The following is a 15675-nucleotide window of genomic DNA, read 5'->3' on the forward strand; positions in this document are numbered from 1 at the left end:
TTTACTAATAGCGAAGGTCTTCACTGTTAAATATCTGACAAGTTTTTGTTTCTTTATGAAGCATTTTCCTAGTCTCCTCATCATATCTTTTGGAAGCTAAGATGTAATGCAGAGTGGCTTTATAGGAATCTAAAACATTGGGAGGGCATAAAAGTTCTAATGTACCAAATGAGAAAAGTTTTACTCCATCAAAAAGATAAAACCTCCCATCGTTGGATGTTGATAAATTCCACTGCGGATCTTTGAATTTTTCAGCAGGCCGATTTTCGACTGAGATTGCTGGCCTTATAACTTCAAAGCCATTTATTCCAACTAATCTTGCAGCAAAATTAACAATTAGAGTAGGGATGACTGGAAGCATTATGGATAGAGCTATCAGGAAAAGCAAGGCCAATCCAAAAGTTGTCATGCTTTGTTTTATATAACTTACCGAATTTTTAATGTGAATAAAGTAGAAAGCAGGTAGCAATGTGATGGTTAGGACCACTATACCTAAACCGTAATACTTGAGAACTTGAATTAATTCCGAGTCAGTATTGTCAAACTTGAGACTCTGAGTAATGACAGGGAACGGGAAACAAAACATCCAAGATACTAACCCTATGAAAAAGGCTCTGCCTACAAAGAGAGAAGTTAATCTAAAAATGTCTATTTTTGAATGTGATATATTGTAGTTTTCAATTATCGATTTCTTATTAAAAAGCAAGCTAAAAACTATTGGGAAAAAAGTGCTGCATAGTATTATCTTAAATACATTAAATTGGTTCATTTCAGTTTCCGTAAACTCTGCCAAATAAACCAATAAAGTAAAAGATATCAATGTGCTCAAAAGTAATATTATTGAATGAGTTCTCTTTACACGTTCATAGCCTAAAATATTTGGAACTTCTCTTTTTATAACTAAGCAACCCATAAAAGATGGAGAATAAAACAGGAACATAAAAAGAAAAAAGCTAAAAAGAATTATCGCACCAGAAAAAGAAAATAAACTTTCAAAAGTAACTGCTTTTAAGAAAAGATCTGTTCTGCCTAAAAAGACAAGATAAGTCCATATAAATCCAACGGTAATAAGAGTTAAAAAGGCACCCGAAGCAAAGAATTTGATAGCGGGTTTCTTGAATTCCTCAAAAGTCATGGGTTACATCCTTTAAAGAATGAAAAATATCCTGCAAATTATAACCTGCCTTAGTTGACAAATCTATTTGATATGATAAGAACATTTCGATAAACCCATGATGATTCGAAAAGTTTATAGAAATAAAATGCAAGATTTAGATAGGTTTTAAACAAGTATATTGCAAAATACTTTACAAAAATATTAGTGATATCAGATATATCATGGGTTGGAGTAATAAAAGGTTAGTATAAGGTAAATAGAATACTCCTTCTATCTACCTTATATATAAATGTAAAAATAATATTAGATCCACTTGATATTACTGACTTTATTAAGTAAAAAACAATAATTTATTTGCAAGATACTTATAGGTCATTTTCTATATAGGTTATACATATACCTATTTTGCAATATTTTAATTAAGAGTGGAGCTAAAAAAATGTAAATAAAATAAGGAGACGTATGGATAGAATAGTAACTAACACAATAAAAATGGATACTGGAGAGAGATGTTGTCTGATCACTGATAAAGTTTCAAAAATGCCACTTTATTATCCATGTTTATATATATCATCAGAATTAAGAAAGAAGAACGAGTCAATTTCAACTATTGAGCTACATTCAGCGAGTATAGCTTTGTTTTATCGATTTTTGAATTTTAAGAAAATTGACTTAGAAGAAAGGATCAGAACAGCAGAGTTTCTTCGTCTTCAAGAGATTGATGCATTGAAAGAATTCATAACTAAGAGAATGAAAAAAGAGAAGGTCGTAAACCTTGACAGCGGGTGCAGGGTTAGTAGCAATACGCAATACTTCAGATTAACAGCCATTACAAAATACCTTGAATGGCTATGTGACTTCTTCACGGTAAGTTATAAAAGAGATCATATACTTATTGATAAATTCATTGCGAAAATGAAAAGTCATAGACCTAAAATTAGATTCAGAAATCAAAATTCATTAAATGATAAAAATCTCAGTAATAATCAACTAAATATTTTGTTTGATGTTTTAAAGGTAGGTTCAGAAATGAATCCATTTAAAGCTGATGTGCAAAGGCGAAATAGGCTAATGATATTAATTCTTTATCATTTAGGATTAAGGGCAGGAGAATTACTAAACATCAAGGTTACAGATATTGATATAGGTTCTCAGACAATTTCAATTAACAGGAGGGCTGATGACCCTGATGACTCAAGGATAAAACAACCACTTGTTAAAACCTTAGAAAGGAAGCTGTCTATATCAAATGATCTATGCAATGAAATTTGTAATTATATAAAATTTGAAAGGCGTAAGCATAGAATGAAAAAAGATAATGGGTATTTATTTATCTGCCATAAAAAAGGAAATACTTTCGGTGAACCCTTATCTATTCAAGCATATCATAAAATTATTAATGCTTTAAAGAATTCTTGCCCAGAACTTTCCAGAATGACAGGGCATAAGTTAAGGCATACCTGGAACTATGAGTTTTCTTCAAAGATGGATCAAATGGAAAATCCGCCTAACCAATATGAGCAAGAACAAATGAGGTCTTTACTGATGGGTTGGAAAGAGGGTTCGGGGACTGCTTCAACTTATAACAGAAGATTCATCGAAAAGAAAGCCGGAGAGATAGCTTTAAATATGCAAAAAGAGATTATCAACAGAGGAGATGTTTGATGTTAAAAGTAAATGTTAATGGTGACGATAATGAGAGCACTTATGAAGCTAAAACGAAAGGTTATTACTTTTCCTTAAGTGATGAGACATGGAGGCTAAGCCGAAATGCGACAGTTAATATTAAAGCGGTAAAAGATTCCATAAACAAAGAATTGTTGGGAGGATATTTAAAAACACTGAAATACTTAGCTTGTGAATTAAGTCCTGCTTCAGTTAAATTAATAAACAATAATTTTAGAAGATTTATTGTAAATGTGAAGCCTGAGAGAATTGATGAGTTTTCCCTTGTGAGGTTTAGAGGATCTGATGGTAAGAACAATAATATTATGTTATCGGTAAGGATACTCATAAAAAAATGGTATGAATTGGGCTATTCTGGAATAGATGAAGGTGCATATGTTTTTTTGTGCAAACTAATAATCCCTGATAACAAAAAAGGAGAAGTTGTAAGAAGAAGAGATCAAGTTAAAGGCCCATTTACCGATATCGAATTACAATCTTTTCTTGAAGCTTGCTATAGAGCATATGACAAGGGAAAAATAGATATTACTCAATTAGCAATGACTTTGCTGATAAGCGCAACTGGAAGAAGGCCACTACAGATTTCACAGATGAAGGTGTCGGATATAAGAAGGTTAAAAGTAATTGAGAATAACTATTCTTATGTCATTAGTATCCCAAGGATAAAGCAAGGCTTGGGGTTCAGAGAAGCTTGCAGAAGTTATCAAGTGACAAAAGACTTGTATGATTTACTCTGTAAACAGTGTGATTTAAGTGTCAAAGAAATTTCAAGTGCATTGGGCAGAGAACTGAATGATAGAGAAGTAGGAAGTACACCTCTTTTTATATCAATGCAAAAATTAATGATTTTCAAAAACAATAACGAACTTAGCAAGGTTTTTGTTTCGGATAAAGCTCACGAATATTCTGTGAAGATTAATAAAACACTTAGGTTTATCGCTGAAACAGAAAATGTTTTCTCTGAGAGAACTAATGAAAGATTAAATGTAAATTCCCGAAGGTTTCGTTACACCGTTGGCACAAGAGCTGCGAGAGAAGGTGCCAGCGAATTGGTCATTGCAGAACTGTTAGACCACTCTACAACTCAATATACAGGGGTGTATGTTGAGTTTAATGCTGATCATGTTGCAAGAATTGACCAGGCAGTGGGGAATCATATGCAGAAGTATTCCGGTTTTTTTCAAGGTGAAATCAAGGTGGATAATTTAGTAAAAGAAAACGAATTGGCAGTAAGAAACTTAGCAGGTGAAGTAACTGGAGCATGTGATGGCTGTAAATCTTGTCAGGCTAATGTTCCTGTTCCTTGTTATACCTGCCACCACTTTCATCCATTTGTTGATGCACCACATATGGAATTACGAAATCATTTATTGAAACAAAGAGAACGAGTTATGACTAATACTCAAGATACAACTATCAGTAAAACCTTAGACAGAACAATAATGGCTGTAGAAGAAGTAGTAAAAAAATGTGAGACTTTAAAATTACAAAGGAGTAATAGACATGAATGAAAGTGATATAGTTAATTTTAGGAGTAGAACGGGAATCTTAGCAGAAAAAAACCTTAAAGAATTTATCCTAAATTGCAAAGGCCAGTTGAGTGAAAATCTACTTGATAATGATTGGGATAGTAATCATTGGAGGAAAATATTTAAATTTTCTAAATTTAAGATTAAGAATGTAAAATTGGAATCGTTTAGTAAAGCGGAAGATCTTGATCCTGGTTACCTTGATTTTTGCAAATCATATGTGGCTTATATTTTTTGCTCTAATACGAAAGGATTTGATAAATTAACTTTTCCAATTGTGCTTAGAGTGATCGAAAAAAATCTTTTAGTTTATACTGGTTATGGTGATATAAAATTACTAAACCCAGTCATTCTCGATGAGTGCTTATCTGACATTAATGATAACTACACTAAAGCAGTGGCTTACAAATGTGGTAAATTCATGGAGAAATTAATCACCTTCCTGAACGAGAAAGAACTTCTTAATTGTGGCTTAATCAAATGGAGTAGTTACATTAGACCGCCTGAGTCAAGATTGTCGATTTCTGATAATGCAGACAAAGCCAGATTAGCTAAACTGCCTAATGAAAAGGCTTTACAAGCAATTGGAGAGATCTTCTCAATGCAAGACCATGATCTTCATGAAAGAGACCTTTTTGTTACTTCTGTCTTCGCTCTGCTTATGTGTGCACCAAGCCGTATAACTGAAATATTATCTTTACGAGCTGACTGCGAAATTTTCGAAAAGAACAGGGAAGGAAAGGAATGTTATGGCTTGAGGTTTTATTCATTAAAAGGTTACGGGGCAAACATAAAGTGGATTCCTGAAATCATGGTTCCCACTGCCAAACTTGCCATTGAAAGGTTGCTTAGAATATCTGAAAAGCCAAGATTAAGAAGTAAGGTTCTTGAGGAGGATATGAAAAATGAACGAGGCGGAAAAATTTGGTTTGATAAGGAAAAGGATGTTCGCTTCAGTAATGCGCTTTGTGCCCTTTTCGTTAACCAACTCAGTATGAAACTACAAACTGGTAGTGAACTGTTTAAAATATCAAATGTCTTTTTCTCAAAGGAGTTAGGTAGTTCAAAAATCAATAAACATAAGAATATTTTCGAAAGGCATGGATACTATGATGAACATAATAAGGCTTTGTTCCTGAGGACTCATCAGGCCAGACATCTACTTAACACTATCGCTCAAAGAGGAGGCCTCGGAGAGCTGGACATAGCAAAATGGTCGGGTAGGGTGTCTGTTACCCAGAATAGAGTTTACAACCACATCACAGAAGCTGAGATGATTGAAAAGGTAAAAGCTCTGGGGATTAATCAAAATAACATAATCCCCTGCGATAGTGATGTGAATGAGAACTTCGAAATCTCCACTCTTCATGACTTAAAAAACAAAATAGAGCACGGTGCTGTCCATACAACAGAATATGGATATTGTGTGCATGACTACATATTAGCTCCCTGTAGCAAATACTTTGATTGTATCAACTGTAGTGAGCAAGTTTGTGTCAAAGGGGAAAAGCAGAAGCTTGATAGGCTCAAGTCCTTACTTGATACGACAGAAGGCCTCGTTGTTAAGGCTAAGGAGGCTATTAGTGAGGACGAACTCGGAGCTGATAAGTGGTATCAGCATCAAACCAAGACATTTGAAAGACTGAAGGGGATTATTGCATTGATGGAAAATCCCGAATTACCTGATGGTTCGCTTATAAGAACACATGGTGACGATTTTTCACACCTGTCCCGTATTTTAGTAATGAAGAAGGATGACAAGATAACAAACAAGGAGAACAATAATGGCCAAACACCTAACTAATAAAGATCTACAAATAATTATAAATTCTATAGCAGGATGGCAGAGTTTAAGGCAAGGAAAGTTTACCTGGGAAAACCTTTGTGACTCTGTTACAGAGCTTCTGGGTAAGAGACCGACAAGACAATCCCTTAGTCAGCATAAAGAAATAGTAAGGGCTTTTGAACTTCAAAAAAAAACCATAAAATCTGGTGCATCTGAAGTCAAAAGACCTGCAAACCTGAACATTGCTTCACAGCAGATAAGAAATCTGCAACTAAAAAATCAATCGCTCAAAGAAGAAGTTAGAGTTTTAAAACAACAATTCATAATATGGCAGTATAATGCTTATAAATATGGGATAAAAGAACATCAGCTCAATGCCCCACTGATGCCAGTTGATAGGGAAAAAACTGATAAAGAGTAATATTATTAAGGTGAGAAAAGTTGATTTTAAAATAGAATGCGTTATAAATAATATGTCAAGGATGACAAACTAGCAAGGATGCTTATCATGGATGAAATAAAAAAGTATTTACCAGAACATAAGTTTTTAATATTACTAAATCAGTTCATTCTTAGATATGACGAATCTGAATGTAATAAAAATAAAATAGTGGAACATGCGTATTTGTTTTGCGTGGGCTATTTTTTGAAATACCACCAGGATAGTATCTATACGGGGTTAAAGGGGTCTAATAACATAATCGCTTTTCTTACATCTGCCTTGTTTGGACCTGACTTTTACAAATTTCCAGATGGTAATAGTGTTGATAGGGTTTTATATTTTTATAAATTTATTGTTGAGTATGTTATTTGGAATGAATTCGAAGCCGAGCGTATTTTTATGAATCAATTTATTTATAATGACACATCTAATAATCTTAATGGCAAGATTAAGAAAGGTGCTAAAGTATAACTATAAATTCGTAACGGTTGAGTTTTCCTTTTAAAGGAAAAAAACTACGGCTGTTTTCATAAGGATAACTTTAGAAATGCATGGATTAGTGCGAACCTAAATCCATGCGTTATGAATTTTGCTTGAGTCTAAAAAAAATCTTTTTGCAACGAAACGTTTTTAATACAGCAAGATTTTATTTCGGATGCGGATATGCCGCCATAATTTCTTAGCTGAAATAACCCAAGAGAAAAAATATAAGTGCATAGCATAGAAAAATAGTATCCTTGATATCTGCTTATATCAGACTTACTGGTTCTGAATGGACTTAATGTAGAACCATGAGCGCGTTCATTTCTAATGTTATATAAAATAACAGAGGTTATAAATTCAGATTTTTTATTAATTGGTATATGGTTGCTTGCTATTGTCAAATCTAGCTCTTTGTAATTTGATTTGATTTTTTTACCTTCCATATCATTTAATAACATTATTATAAATTTTGCTGCATTTAATTGGACTTTAGGATTCTCTGCCAATTCTTTACAATATACTCTCTTGCCTTCTTTTTCCTTAAATATATATTTATCGATGAATTTCTCGTATTGTTGCGAATTGAAACATGCTTTTGCTCTTTTCGCTAAACTAGCTTTTTTATCACGTGGAGAAGCTATTCTTATTTCTTCTGATTCAAAGATTCTTTTTACAATAAATCTCGCCGTTATTACGGGTAAGACTGAACACAAACTTGAAATTATGTCACTCCAATCTTTTTTTTCCGCTGCTAATAATTTTTCGCCAATCCCTTGAACGATACCTTTTACACCGCTGCTACTATTGAAATGTGATTTCCCTGCTTCATCAACAACTTTAAAACAATGATCAAACATATAATCTGGTCGATATGGTAAGAACTCTAACCCATCACCCAAATGTCCTACGCATGTCTGAAATGTTTTGTCTGTATCGTAGTTTAACTTTATAGGTTTGAATGGTGTGCTCCCATTATTTTTTTCAATTAACTTGTGAAACTTTTCTTCTGTTTTAAAAAGAACTCTATTGGGAAAATTGTTATGGCAGTCTACTCTCTGTTTTTTGAAATCAAAAATCATTTTAACCTTCTATATATTGTAAGCTGGATTTTGTTTTTAACGAACTGCTTTTAGAATAATTTCATGTTAATTAATTTAAGGACTAGTTCTTCTTTCAGTTTTTCAAATTCCTTAAGTCTAGTAATCTCTCCTGTATTTGATTTTAATAATATTTCAGTTATTTCTGAACATAGCTGATAAGATTTATATATTAGAGAGTTTGTTGTTATTCCTGCACAGCTAGGCCCTATACTATATGTTACAGTATGATCTGAGAGAAAAGTTATGTGTCCAAGATTGTTGACCACTTTAAATTCTTTATCTAAAATATTGACGCTATTTTTTCCTGCCACTTGATTTTGATAGTCTATTTTCAAAAGATTGGTGATAATAGCATCTTTTAATAAAAATAAGTTATCTTCCGTGAACCTTAAGAAATGCAACTTAATATATTCATGGTTTTTATTACCCATCGCTTTTGGGAAAAAACCTCTTAATCTTGAATTGTGCTTTGAATAATTATTTAATTCATACAAGATTTCATATCGACCATCCTTCAGGAATTGAAAATACTGATCAATATTTTCACTACATATCTCTGAATATTTTTTTCTGAAAATATCATCGCCTTGGGTAAGTTTTCCAATTTTAAATTCATCAATGATCTTTTTTTTTCTTTTTTCATAATTATTCTTGTCGAAGCCTCTGAATTCAATTTTTTTTGGTTTGTCAAGAATAGTACCGATTAATGAGTATATTACATTAGAAAAATAATATTCAGTCAGTGTCGCTACGTTGTTTAGTAAGGTGTCTACCATGTAATAGCTTTCATCTTCTAAGTCATTTACATGCTTATCATTAAGCATCTGAGATGTTAGCTTTTCTGCACACCACATAACTTTTTTTAATTGATATTCAAGAGATAGTTCGTAATCAACTTTAGCTGGGATAGTAGCCATTCGGGGTTCATATGCTGGTAATAACATTTAAATATCCTTATTTTTTCAAATGTCGAAGTGTGTAATATTCTCTTAGTTCACGATTTTAATTTTGTTTCAAATTAATTAGGTAAATCAGTTTGGCTTAATGTTAAATACACAATTATCATTCAATCATCTTTTGAGCGATTAGCTAAAATACTTTACTTTTTATAAAGATAAAAGCCAGCTTTTTTTGCTGGCGATTTTTTAAGTAGTTGTTTTTAAATGACTTATTTTTTATTATTTAAAATAAAATCAAAAATTTGCATCCATCGCTTAAGTTGAATTTCAGTATCACGGATACCTTCCTGTGAGTTAAAGTCACCCTTCTGAGGAAAGAACATTACCCGCCATTCTGGATACTGAACATCGTCAACTACGATGTAAAAGCCTGATTCTCTGAAGTCATGGGTGCGGTCGAGTTCTCTATCCAAGCCTGTTCTTTGTCTTGTGGTAGACAAGTTGTATCTCCACTCCTTGACCGCAGAGAAGGGATAGGTTTTTTGTTTATTCTCTTCCCTTAGATGAATCAGTTCTCTGTGCTGATCGAGTTTCATTGAAGTAGGGCCAAATTCATGGCTCCACATCCCGTCCTGCTCGCCAAAATGGTCCCTAGTGCTGGCATTCCACTTCTTAATTCGGAATTTTTTGTAGGCAAACATCAAGAGCATGATGCTTGCAAAAACCCAAATAAGAGCGAGTTGCACTAATCCTCTCATACCTAGGAAGTAGAAGATGACAATTGGCAGAGCGATGGCAATCCATACTCGTTTCATCATCAGGAAATTAGGCTGCTTAACTTCAGTCATTGTTGTCATAGAACCATCCAGTATTGTTTCGTTGGATTCTGAGCGCACGCATCCATCAGCTTATTTTGCTGATAAATCAGTGAGCTACATCGCTTCGTTTGAAGTTACATTACGGCCAGTAACGAGTGTCTAGCAAATCATTTGTACCGATCGATCAGATCTTTTTGATAGTTATAAACTATCATGATGATATAATTGATCTGTGAAAACGATCGATCGGTTTTTCCTATCAATATGATAATTAATAAGAATAGATAGCACATTAGACTTAATGTGTAGTTTTAAACCACTGATAACTAGCAGGTTTAAGAGGCATCAAATAGAAAATCTTTTTTTCACAGTAGTGCTTTCTTTGATGATTGCGAGTGATTCTTTACCGCCGAGGGTTAGGGTAGGGGTAACGAAGTGGAAAGGCTTCATTTTGATTGACGGCTTAAGAATGCTCAGACCCGTTGCTTTCAAGTCTTGGATAATCTGCTTCAGGTATGGGACCCATAGTAGCCAGCGAACCCTGCCGTTCTGTTTAGTATTCGGCTCCTCAATGTGTGGAATAGCCGGGGAGTGGAACATTAGCTCGTCGTCTATGTTCGCCAGTCTTTCCTCTGCTACAAACTCCTCCTCAGGCAACTCTGTATCAGCTATTACCTGAGGCTCGACATTAAGGGTGAGGGTAACCTTCTGGCTCAGACTCGACCATGAGTAGGCTTTACCTAACTGGGAGGCTTTGAAAGCGATTCCGGCATACTCAAATGAGAAACCATTCATTTTACCCGTGGAAGCAATGCTCGCACTGGCTGTTATATTTTGCTTACCGAGTTCATAGATGAAATCGTCAATGGTGATGGTGCCATAGAAACTGAGCACCGCCTCAATTGCTTCCTGGATGATTTTCTTTGAAGCTTTGTTGCCTGTCCTTGCTTCCATCATTTCCTCATTCCTACCAGTTTTCCTGACTTTGGGGGCTGGAGAAGGAGATGGACCATTAGTTCGTGTAAGCAGATGATCCCGCTCAAGCTCTTGAATGATTTTGGTGCTGATGAGGTTCTCATTTCTACCAAGGTAGAGTTGGCCATCAGGTATACGGATGCGAGAAGCAATTATATGTATGTGCTGGCCGGCCTCGTCATCATGGAGGACATAGCAACGGAGATGAGTATCACTGAAGCCTATTCGCTTCATATAGTCGTCAGCTACAAGTTTCCATTGCTCATTAGTGATTGAATCTCCTTTGGGGAGGCGTAGGGAGTTATGCCAGACAGGTTTCTGCACATCTGGGCGGAGCTTCTGTGTTCGCATGAACTCAACAGTCACCTCATCGACAGATAAGCCAATCATGTTACCGCCGATTATCACAGGAGTTGTCTTGTGATGAGGTGCTGGGGCAAGTGCATATGAGACAACACCTCTGAAGCACTTACCCCTGCGGATTTTCTGCATTCCTTTCACGAGTGGAATATCACTTATCGAGTGAGAGCAGGGCCTCTCTCACATGAGACAGCTTTAGCCTGAGAGTATCTACCTCATTACTCAAAGGCTGAGCATCAGATCCACGACGAATCAGAAATGAAGTGAGGTCATTCAACTTTTGCAGGGAAGCCGTCAGTTGATGCCAAGCTTCTTTGTTTACCTCTGGAACTGAGGGAGGCAATTGCTTTAGAGCTGAAGATCTCAGCCAATAGCTCCTGCTTAGCTGACCTCTGGACTGGTTTACTTTGCTCAACTCCACTTCATTCAATCTGACAGTTACTGAGTATCTGCGAAGACGATTAGGGGGTAGTTTCTTTGCAATAGTATTATTGGTAAACGTAGAAGGAAACTCATCATCGAAAATAATATTTATTTTTTCCATATCAACTCCTTTTGATTATGTGGTTTATAGCAAATCCGTATGCTATGCATAAATAATTATCATAATATGCAAGTGTGTCAATGCTTTAGGTGTTGGTTTCGATGTTGGTTTTTCTTTTTCTGACTATAAGGAAGAAAAAGCAAGGCAACTGAGCATCGCTCAGTTAGCCCTTGCTTGATTTATAAAAATAAATTTGATTCCTGTATTTTAATGCGCAATATAATAACTTCAAAAATTAATTGGAGGTTTTATGATTTATAAATTTTTCTTAATTACTTTAATTCTCTTTTCCATTTCAGCAAAAGCAATAGTAAATAATTCAATTGGCGAAAATGCTTTTTTCATAGGGGATAATAATGTCAAAGTGTTAAAGGGAGAGCGACAGATAGAAAGGGTGGAGATGAAGTATATTATAAGATTATATAAAATATTGCCAGGAAGAAAAGATTCGCATGAAAAAATATCTGGGGTGTTTAATGTTGACTCAGAAGAAATAAAAGAGTTAAGTAATAAGACAAAATATGTCGAAATAACATCTAGTAATGTGAGTGATGATTATGTTATGGGCGAGTTTAATGATGAAAGATTAATTTTCAAAAATTATGAGGACTATTCTTCTTCTGAAAATTATATTGTCGGCATTAGAAATGTTGGCAAGTTAACATATGATATCTCAGTTCAGGAGTTTAAGTTTGAAAAGGGACCTCATCAAAAAATGAAGTGGATTTATGGACTATTGAACAGAGTTAGCATAAAAAAACATCAAGTTTTTAGACTGGAAGTTATGAGGAAAAATAATGACAGCCATGTTTATACAGTGAGTCTTGATTATTAGCAAAATGCCCTGTAAGAAGGGCATTTTAATTTTTTACGGATTGTTTAAGGATTTATTTTCTGTCTTGCTAAATGAACTGCCTCATAAATCCCGTTTAAAGATGTGCCTTTGTATGTTTGTTCAAGTTTATTAAATAGCTTTTCTACAATAAGCTTGTTAGAGGTGTAATTCCAGTATTTTTGGAAGCAGTCTGCTGCCCACTCTATTTGATTTTGTGCGCCAAGAGCTTGTCCGAGATTATTCCAAGACACACCTCGCTTCGGCATAAGTTTTAGAGATGCGGTTAAATTTGATTTCGCTTTTTCATAATCACCGTTGTTAAAATAAGCATACCCAAGGTTTCCTAATATTTCAGCATCAGCAGGGGAAAGACTTTTAGCCTTTTCAAGTTGCTGTATTGCAAGTTCAAATTGTCCAGTCTTTATTAAACCAACAGAGTTATCGTTGTATTTTCTTGCTAACAGCCTATCGTTATCTGTAATTACTGTAACAGGCGTGCTAATACCTCCTTGCTTAAGGTTATAAGCAAGTTGGGTGATGTTTGCAGAGCTTTTAGAGATCTCAATTTTTTCTTCTGGGGTGAGTTCGTAGATCTTTTCTGGTGGCGTAGTTAGCATTTTTACCGTTACATTGGGTGGAAAATGAAAGTTTTCATATGTGCTTGCCATATCAACAGAAAGTGCTTTTGAAAGTAGAGGATCAGAATTAGATGTTGCAATCCGATGAACAGCTATAGTGCTGTTAGGATAAGCATGTCTCTCTCTACCACTACCAAATATTAGCACACAAGCACTTGCACACATCCAGTTATCAGGAACCACGGTATTAAGTTTTGCATCAATTATTATATTTGAAATAGTGAAGGATTCATCTACATATCCTCCTGGACTGTTAAGAGCAACAAATCTAATGGGTTTTCCTGCACTAATAAAAGAACTGACGATTCGACTAAACTTATATGCATCACCAACATTTATTTCTCCGTCAATAGTTATATACGAAGTTCCATCTCTGGTAACACCCGGCTGAAAGTTAGCAGCCTGTGCTGAATCGTCTATTAAAGTTAATCCTGCAATTAATGCTAAGGAGAATATTTTTAAGTTCATACAGCCTCTTTTATTAATTTAAAAATGGATTAATTGTTAAATTAAAATTTAGTCATAAATAATGATGGTAAAGGGTTAAAACCAGAATCAAATAACGTCATGAAGTGAATTTTTACATCTGACAGATATGTCATTTTATTTTTTTCCGACATCCGAACCCTCCATGTTGCGATTTTGTGAATCAACCAAATAGGTTCAAACCAATGTTCTTTAAGATTTGAGCAATTAATTGTTTTAGTTAATGATTTTGCCATACATAGTTAAGCTAATCAAAATCAATTTACACCAAGAAATGAAGGGATTACTATGATGAATCAGAATTCTCTGTAAGTTTTTTTTATAAATGCCATTAAAAACAATGACATGGTTTGTTTTTTTAATTTAAGTAAAATTGACCGTCCTTATCCTCATCTTGTGAGATGTAAGTTAATTTTATGCTTTCTTTTTGCTTGCTTTCAGGATAGTAATGTTATGCAAAAAAACATATCAAAAACAATGAATTCAGAATGGGTGCTTAGGAACAGCCTCTATTGGATGAGTGCTATCACTCGCTGGAAGCTTGAGGAAGACGACTGTTATTGGCTGATTTCGTTCGAGCTTTGGAACGATAAGGTTGAGTTCGAGTTTGAGCGCCTATTGAATGACTACAAGCTCAGAGAGAAGCTCCAGGCACATACAGGTCAGGTCAGGACTTCTATCATCGACAATGTTCTGAAGAGCATCGATTCGAGACTCTCTCAATGAACACTATGCCATTCAACTTTGACCGCCTGAGCAATGGCAAAGTCTTCATCAGCAACCTTGCTGGCTTTCATAGCTTCGTCGATGACGAAGAGCTACAACTTCTTGCCGATAACAAATTCCCTCCAGAGCAAACCACTTCCCGACTTCTTGAAAGCAGATTGTTCATTGCAGACGATGTGACTCAGGCAGTTTCAAAAGCCTCTCTGAGTTCAGCCTTTGCCAAACGACTGATGAATGAACTGGCCGTCCGCCCAATCTTCATGATAGTGCCGACTCTCAGGTGCGATCACACATGCAAGTATTGCCAGGTCAGCAGAGCATCGTTCACCGCTGATGGTTACGATCTGAACCCAAAACTGATACCGCAAATCGTAAGCACCATCAAGAAGCTGGGCACTCCACCATACAAGATTGAAGTGCAGGGCGGAGAACCGCTTCTCAGGTTCGATCTCGTCCAGTCAATTTATGAGGAATGCGAGAGTTCATTAGGCAGTGATGCTTTCGAAATGGTTATTGCCACCAGTCTCTCAATACTCGATGAAAGCATCCTCTCTTGGGTTAAAAGACGGAACATCACTTTCTCCGTCTCGCTAGATGGTAATGAAGCCGTCCACAACAAGAATCGTATCCTCACCGACTCTCAGGCTCACAACAAAGCTGTAACGGGCATTAGAAAAATTAGTGAAGAACTGGGATCAAACCGTGTAGCAACGGTTACCACAGTTACTAAGGAGCTGACAAAAGAGCCAGCTTCCATAGTGGATGCTCATCTGTCTCTTGGCCTAACCGACATGTTTATCAGGCCAGTCAGCCCATATGGGTTTGCTCAGAAGCAGAGCTTCACTTTTTCAATGCCTGAATATTTTGAGTTTTATAAAAAGTTAATGCAGGAAGTGATGCTTCAGAACCAGAAGGGCATACCTGTCGTTGAGCATTCGGCTTCAATTCATCTAAAGCGAATTTTCAATCCGGGCTTCAGTGGTTATGCAGACCTGAAATCACCAAGCGGAGTAGTGTTGAACTGCATCCTGTTCAACTATGACGGCAAGGTCTACGGGAGCGACGAAAGCCGTATGCTCCAGAAAGTAAATCCCGAAGCAGATTTCAGTGCAGGGAAGTTTGCTTCACTCTCATTCTGTGACAACGAATACTACCGTTCCGCTCTCTCATCTTCATTTAACTTTGCCATGCCGGGTTGTGACACCTGTGCATACCAGCCTTTCTGTGGAGCAGATCCTTGTCAGAACTGGG

Annotated in this window: 14 protein-coding genes and 1 pseudogene; 8 read left to right on the forward strand and 7 right to left on the reverse strand. The window is 35.6% G+C overall.

The window, feature by feature from the left end; translation table 11 throughout:
- Positions 1–4 precede the first annotated feature (4 nt).
- The gene (locus A1830_RS14700; protein WP_067707667.1) at positions 5–1135 is read right to left on the reverse strand and encodes a hypothetical protein; all 1131 of its coding nucleotides are present in this window, start codon (positions 1133–1135) and stop codon (positions 5–7) included.
- 444 nt (positions 1136–1579) lie between these two features.
- Between A1830_RS14700 and A1830_RS14705 the strand changes: the two genes are divergently transcribed.
- From A1830_RS14705 to A1830_RS14725, 5 genes are all read left to right on the forward strand, one after another.
- Positions 1580–2782 carry a tyrosine-type recombinase/integrase gene (locus tag A1830_RS14705; RefSeq protein WP_067707670.1) on the forward strand — a complete coding sequence of 401 codons (1203 nt, stop codon included), beginning with the start codon at positions 1580–1582 and terminating at the stop codon, positions 2780–2782.
- The gene (locus tag A1830_RS14710) at positions 2782–4314 is read left to right on the forward strand and encodes a site-specific integrase (protein ID WP_067707672.1); all 1533 of its coding nucleotides are present in this window, start codon (positions 2782–2784) and stop codon (positions 4312–4314) included. The genes A1830_RS14705 and A1830_RS14710 overlap by 1 nt, the downstream gene beginning before the upstream one ends.
- Positions 4307–6136 (forward strand): hypothetical protein, encoded by a 1830-nt coding sequence (locus tag A1830_RS14715; protein WP_067707675.1) that lies wholly within the window; start codon positions 4307–4309, stop codon positions 6134–6136. The genes A1830_RS14710 and A1830_RS14715 overlap by 8 nt, the downstream gene beginning before the upstream one ends.
- Positions 6117–6539: a hypothetical protein gene (locus A1830_RS14720; protein WP_067707678.1), complete on the forward strand. Its 423-nt coding sequence runs from the start codon at positions 6117–6119 to the stop codon at positions 6537–6539. The genes A1830_RS14715 and A1830_RS14720 overlap by 20 nt, the downstream gene beginning before the upstream one ends.
- 87 nt (positions 6540–6626) lie before the next feature.
- Positions 6627–7031 (forward strand): hypothetical protein, encoded by a 405-nt coding sequence (locus A1830_RS14725; RefSeq protein WP_067707681.1) that lies wholly within the window; start codon positions 6627–6629, stop codon positions 7029–7031.
- 128 nt (positions 7032–7159) lie between these two features.
- Here the strand turns inward: A1830_RS14725 and A1830_RS14730 are convergent, their stop codons facing one another.
- The 5 genes from A1830_RS14730 to A1830_RS14750 all read right to left on the reverse strand — a co-directional run bounded on the left by A1830_RS14730 (position 7160) and on the right by A1830_RS14750 (position 11739).
- Positions 7160–8122 (reverse strand): hypothetical protein, encoded by a 963-nt coding sequence (locus A1830_RS14730; protein ID WP_067707683.1) that lies wholly within the window; start codon positions 8120–8122, stop codon positions 7160–7162.
- Between the two features lie 50 nt (positions 8123–8172).
- Positions 8173–9087, reverse strand: coding sequence for a hypothetical protein (locus A1830_RS14735; RefSeq protein WP_067707686.1), 915 nt, complete (start codon positions 9085–9087; stop codon positions 8173–8175).
- Positions 9088–9311: 224 nt separating this feature from the next.
- Entirely contained in the window at positions 9312–9899 is a 588-nt protein-coding gene (locus A1830_RS14740) for a DUF4755 domain-containing protein (protein WP_067707689.1), read from the reverse strand.
- 306 nt (positions 9900–10205) lie between these two features.
- The gene (locus A1830_RS14745) at positions 10206–11327 is read right to left on the reverse strand and encodes a relaxase/mobilization nuclease domain-containing protein (RefSeq protein ID WP_082804185.1); all 1122 of its coding nucleotides are present in this window, start codon (positions 11325–11327) and stop codon (positions 10206–10208) included.
- Between the two features lie 19 nt (positions 11328–11346).
- Complete coding sequence (locus tag A1830_RS14750) at positions 11347–11739, reverse strand: hypothetical protein (protein WP_067707696.1); 393 nt, start codon at positions 11737–11739, stop codon at positions 11347–11349.
- Between the two features lie 250 nt (positions 11740–11989).
- On the opposite strand from A1830_RS14750, the gene A1830_RS14755 reads away from it, so the two are divergent.
- On the forward strand, positions 11990–12574 hold the full coding sequence (locus A1830_RS14755) for a hypothetical protein (RefSeq protein WP_067707699.1): 585 nt from the start codon (positions 11990–11992) through the stop codon (positions 12572–12574).
- Between the two features lie 44 nt (positions 12575–12618).
- On the opposite strand, the gene A1830_RS22240 is transcribed toward A1830_RS14755, so the two are convergent.
- Positions 12619–13680, reverse strand: a complete 1062-nt coding sequence (locus A1830_RS22240; RefSeq protein ID WP_082804186.1) for a tetratricopeptide repeat protein — start codon at positions 13678–13680, stop codon at positions 12619–12621.
- A 471-nt stretch (positions 13681–14151) separates the two neighbouring features.
- On the opposite strand from A1830_RS22240, the gene hxsD reads away from it, so the two are divergent.
- Together hxsD and hxsB are read left to right on the forward strand one after the other, a co-directional pair.
- Positions 14152–14424, forward strand: coding sequence for a His-Xaa-Ser system protein HxsD (gene hxsD, locus A1830_RS14765; RefSeq protein ID WP_067707710.1), 273 nt, complete (start codon positions 14152–14154; stop codon positions 14422–14424).
- A pseudogene (gene hxsB / locus A1830_RS14770) lies at positions 14421–15671 on the forward strand (His-Xaa-Ser system radical SAM maturase HxsB); the annotation flags it as partial. The gene hxsD and the pseudogene hxsB, both read left to right, overlap by 4 nt.
- Positions 15672–15675 lie beyond the last annotated feature (4 nt).

This window comes from Erwinia sp. ErVv1, assembly GCF_900068895.1.
Lineage (GTDB): Bacteria > Pseudomonadota > Gammaproteobacteria > Enterobacterales > Enterobacteriaceae > Erwinia.